This is a genomic window from Anoxybacillus flavithermus (assembly GCF_002742685.1).
GTDB classification, from domain to species: Bacteria; Bacillota; Bacilli; order Bacillales; family Anoxybacillaceae; genus Anoxybacillus; species Anoxybacillus flavithermus_E.
On record NZ_PEDM01000057.1, the window covers coordinates 1 to 4,564 of the forward strand.

Below are 4,564 nucleotides of genomic sequence, written 5' to 3' on the forward strand. Positions count from 1 at the left end.
CGTTCAAAGTCGATGTCCGTCAAGTGTTCGATCTCCCTCCCGTGACGATCGAAGTAACACAACATGAGCGTGAAGTGAAATCCTGCCCACATTGCCGATGTGTTCAACAAGCCGAATTCCCATCCTATGTCACGAATCATGTGCAATATGGTCCACGGCTCACGGCGCTCGCTGTATATTTGCACCATATTCAATTGATCCCTTACAAGCGTTTAAGTGATACAATCGAAGCATTATATCAACACCCAATCAGTACAGGAACCCTTGCCAATATGGTGAAACGAGGACGCGAAGCGCTGGAATCCAATATGGACATGATCGAAGACGCTTTGCTTGGCTCTAACATCTTGCATGTCGATGAAACGAGTTTGCGCATCAATGGGAAACTCGCATGGGTGCATGTCGCGTGTACATCGAAATATACGTACTTGGCTCCTCACGTTTCTCGCGGAAAGAAAGCGACCGATGATATCGGGATTCTTCCCCGATATCAAGGAACGATGATGCACGATGCGTTCGGTACGTATCCAAAATACACGAAAGCCACCCATGCTCTTTGCCATGCCCATCATTTGCGTGAATTGAAGGGTTTCATCGAACAAGGGCATACATGGGCATCGCGCATGACCACGTTTCTATTAGCCGCCAAACAGGCCGTCGAAGCTCATCACGGTACACTTTCCAAAAAAGAAGCGAAACGATGGGAACGAATGTATGATCGCATCCTAGCGAAAGCACAGCACGGATGGGAAACGATGACGCCTCTTCCGAAAAAATCACTCGCTTTTATTCGACGGCTTCAGAAACGAAAGGAAGAAGCGCTGCGTTTTTCACGTAAAGTGCATGTTCCCTTTGACAACAACCAAGCCGAATGCGATCTTCGCATGGTCAAAGTCAAAGAGAACATTTCGGGTACGTTTCGTGAAGAAACATTCGCCCAGTCTGCATCACAAGAAGCATCGTTTCCACACTGACGAAACACGAAAAAAACGTGTGGGACTCGTTATGTCTTCTGTTGACGGGCGACAGGGCGACACGCTTGATCGTGTTCTTTCTACCACTTAGGGCATTTTTTATCACAGGGATGCCCTATTTGTGTTGCGTTTCTTTACATACTACTATTGGGGCGAATAGTTACAAAAATGTTGTTCTTTATTGTTTGATTAAAAGATTTGTAAAAAAATGTCGAACGTTTAAGACTCGAACATGCTTGACAGGTTTTTTTTTTTTTTTTAATAGTGGTATAAAAATGAATTATTATAAAAATATAGAAATGGTGGTGTGTTTTTTATGAAAAAAGTTGTCTCCTTAACAATTAGCGTTGTCTTGTTGTTGTTTCTTGGTACTATTACTGATGGTTCTTCAGGAGACTATATTGAGGTTTATTTAATTGAAAAATCTGAGGATAGCCTGCGTTTAACGTGGAAGCAAATTTCTAAAGCTAAAAAATATGTTTTATATGATAATAGGGGAAAAGTTTTGTATGAAGGGAATGAAAGAGAGTTTATTCATAAGAACCTAACATCGGGTGAAATGTATGAGTATGTTTTGGCTGCATTTGATAAAGATGAGCAGTTATTAACCAAGATGAATGTTATCACAAATACATTGCATCCTCTATCAAATGATAGTGTGAAAGTAGATATGTTTTTTAATGAAAGAATGATAAAAATTGATTGGTCGGATATTCCAAATGTTCAAAGTTATACGGTTTATCGTGATGGAAAGCCAATGGTTGTTGTTTCACAAAGTGAGTTCAAAGACTTTAATGTATCATTTGGTCGAGAATATATGTATATCATTGAAGGCATAGAAAAAGTAAAAAAATCCGATAAAGAAAAAGACAAAGTAGTTGAAGACGAAAAAAATCATGTCATCCTAATATCTGCGAAGCAAGTAACTGATAAGCGTAATATGCGTTTTGAGGAATTCTCCCAGTCATTTTCAACACTCGCAGTTGAACCTGTAACTTCTTACCGCAATACAACATTTATTAAGCCCGCTAAAATATCCGCACCAGATGGTTACTGCTATGGGGGAGACAATCGTGACTTTTCTGCTTCTGCTAGCACTTATCGTACTCGAGTCGATCTCTCGATTTATTGGCAAGATAGGACTTATGGATTTTCAAAATACACAAGCGATTCTATTCGCTATAATAAAAATGATAATGGTACATGTGGTTCAACGGAATTGGCAAGAAAAAATGCTGGGACATCAGGTATAACGGCTGTAAAGGAATGGATTACATCCAGTGAAGCACAATTTCAAATTTCCCATTCTGTTGGATTGCCGTTTCGCATGGATGTCCCACCGAATATTGATTACAGCTATAGTTTAAATATTCAAAAAAGTGGAGTTACTTATATTAATGGTAGTCATGACCAGTATCCTTGGCATGAAATTTATAGATCGGATAATGGTGGAACATGGAAAACTCTGTATCAATTTAATCCTGATGCTGCAGGTACAAATGTCAATTATTTATTTCCTTTGTACCCCAATAAGAAAATCGCAGTGAGTAAGTAATTTTATATTAAAAGGGGATAGTATAAGTGAAAAAATTTTTAATAGAAGTTTTGTTGGCGTTTGTCATGTTTGCCCTTTCGCTCTCATTATTTAGCAGTTTTTCTTTCTTTATTGCCATTTTTCCAATTGCAGTACTAGCTGTTCCGTTTATATGTGCGGTAACAGAGGCGCTCATTTCTTTTATCGATGAAAAATGGGGATTTAAATGGGATTGGGCTGTTGTTTTAGGGATCGCAACGATTACGTCGCTTCCTTTTTATCCTCCTTTTGGTTTTGCAGCCCCGATTTATATGGGAGCACTGGGATATTATGTAGGGAGAAGACTATGTGCTCGATTACATTAGAGGCAATGTAGGTGTGTTGGGGATTATTTAATTCATTTCTGCAAGCGATGTTACCTTTAGATGAGAGAAGTATATAAATCGAATTTCATAGAGAGGGAAATGCCCCATAGCCATCAAGTTAAGAAATTGAGCTTTTATACACCACTGAAAACATGGTATCCTTTCTAGCGAATACTCTTCGTTAGAAAGGATTTTTTCTATGGAAAATCAAATGCAAGTATGGATGAAAACCATCCGTCAACTTTTCTCGCCTGAGACATTGAATCATCTGGCTCAAGAAACGGGGTTTATCCAACGGAAACGAGCATTAATGGCAGAAGCATTTTTGACTCTTTGTGCATGGGGAGATGGCTCACTGGCTCAACAATCACTTCAACGATTATGTACGTTTCTCACACTACGCCATGATTGTTCCCTGTCTAGTGAAGGGTTGAATCAGCGGTTTACCGAGCGAGCCGTAGCGTTTTTGCGTGAAGTGTTTTTCCTTCTCCCAAAGCGACAACGCCCATTGCTTTGGTCCACCATCCAAGCCCACCGGACGTGTTTTACTCGCTTGCGGATTTTGGACTCGACCAGTTTTTTGGTTCCTGCCGACTATGGGGAAGACTACCGAGGTTCCGTCTCATCAGGAGCGAAAATTCAGTTTGAATATGACTTGTTGTCTGGTGCCTGTCTTCAACTATGTGTGCAATCGGCGAATGACTCGGACGCCCGTTTTGCCTATCATGCCCAGCACACAATTTTGCCGGATGACCTATGTATTCGGGATTTAGGTTTTTTCTCCGTTGCCACACTAACCGAGATCGACGCCCACGGAGCGTATTATATTACTCGGCTTCGTTCCGATATGAAAGTGTATATCAAAGAGAATAGTCAGTGGAAGGAATGAGATTAGGAATCTCTTGGGAATCAATTAAAGGAAGGGGAATCAGTAGAAATGGAACATGTATACATCGGGCATGAGCGTTTGTATATCCCACGCTTGATTTTTCGACGTCTAACGGAAGAAGAATGGCAAAAACGGATGGCGTATGTGCGAAAAAAAGAAAAAAGAAAAGGGAAGGCGCTGGCACGCCAAACCCTCGAACAAAAAAGAAATACCACATCTTACTGACTAATTTACCACAAGAGTCGTTTGATGGGCAACAGGTTTATGAGCTTTATTCTTTGCGTTGGCAAATTGAGCTGTTGTTTAAAGCGTGGAAGTCCGTCTTTGATCTGGCGAAAGTCAAAAAGATGAAGAAAGAACGGTTCGAATGCCATCTATATGGGACGTTGATTGCCATTTTGGTGACCTAAACCTTTCTGTTTCAAGCTCGAACATATTGGCAACAAAAAGAAGGGATTCAAATCAGCGAACGGAAAGCACTAGATGTTCTCCAATCCTATTGGCAACAACTGCTTCTGCGCCTATCCAAGGAGGAAATCAGCCTTTCTTCTCTCCTCCTTCTATTGAGAAAACACGGGAAAAAGGATCGAAGGAAAGGGAAAGAAACGGCATTGGATCTCTTGATAAAATTAGATATTTATGGTTCATCACCAAAAGATGTACTTGAACCTACCATTAAAGTATGTTAGCTGTTTCTAGGCGAACCCGCAAGGCAAAACGATGGATATTTCTGTATCCGTACCCCCTACGTTTGATTAGCTTGATCTTGTTATTCGTTCCCTCCATTTTTCCATTCGAATAA

At 40.5% G+C, this 4,564-nt stretch carries 5 protein-coding genes and 1 pseudogene; 5 read left to right on the top strand and 1 reads right to left on the bottom strand.

Annotation, left to right across the window (positions count from 1 at the left end):
- The 5 genes and pseudogenes from tnpC to CS060_RS14385 all read left to right on the top strand — a co-directional run.
- Positions 1-1,045: pseudogene (gene tnpC, locus CS060_RS13750) on the top strand (IS66 family transposase); the annotation flags it as partial.
- A gap of 245 nt (positions 1,046-1,290) precedes the next feature.
- Positions 1,291-2,529 carry a DUF3238 domain-containing protein gene (locus CS060_RS13755; RefSeq protein WP_099669057.1) on the top strand — a complete coding sequence of 413 codons (1,239 nt, stop codon included), beginning with the start codon at positions 1,291-1,293 and terminating at the stop codon, positions 2,527-2,529.
- 26 nt (positions 2,530-2,555) lie between these two features.
- Positions 2,556-2,873 (top strand): hypothetical protein, encoded by a 318-nt coding sequence (locus CS060_RS13760; RefSeq protein WP_035049985.1) that lies wholly within the window; start codon positions 2,556-2,558, stop codon positions 2,871-2,873.
- A gap of 199 nt (positions 2,874-3,072) precedes the next feature.
- Positions 3,073-3,762 carry an IS4 family transposase gene (locus CS060_RS14380; RefSeq protein ID WP_231563718.1) on the top strand — a complete coding sequence of 230 codons (690 nt, stop codon included), beginning with the start codon at positions 3,073-3,075 and terminating at the stop codon, positions 3,760-3,762.
- Positions 3,763-3,884: 122 nt separating this feature from the next.
- A complete protein-coding gene (locus CS060_RS14385) occupies positions 3,885-4,172 on the top strand; it encodes a transposase (RefSeq protein WP_231563719.1) in 288 nt (95 codons plus the stop codon).
- Positions 4,173-4,437: 265 nt separating this feature from the next.
- On the opposite strand, the gene CS060_RS13770 is transcribed toward CS060_RS14385, so the two are convergent.
- The coding region (locus tag CS060_RS13770; protein ID WP_143269818.1) for a transposase at positions 4,438-4,564 on the bottom strand (127 nt) is incomplete at its 5' end.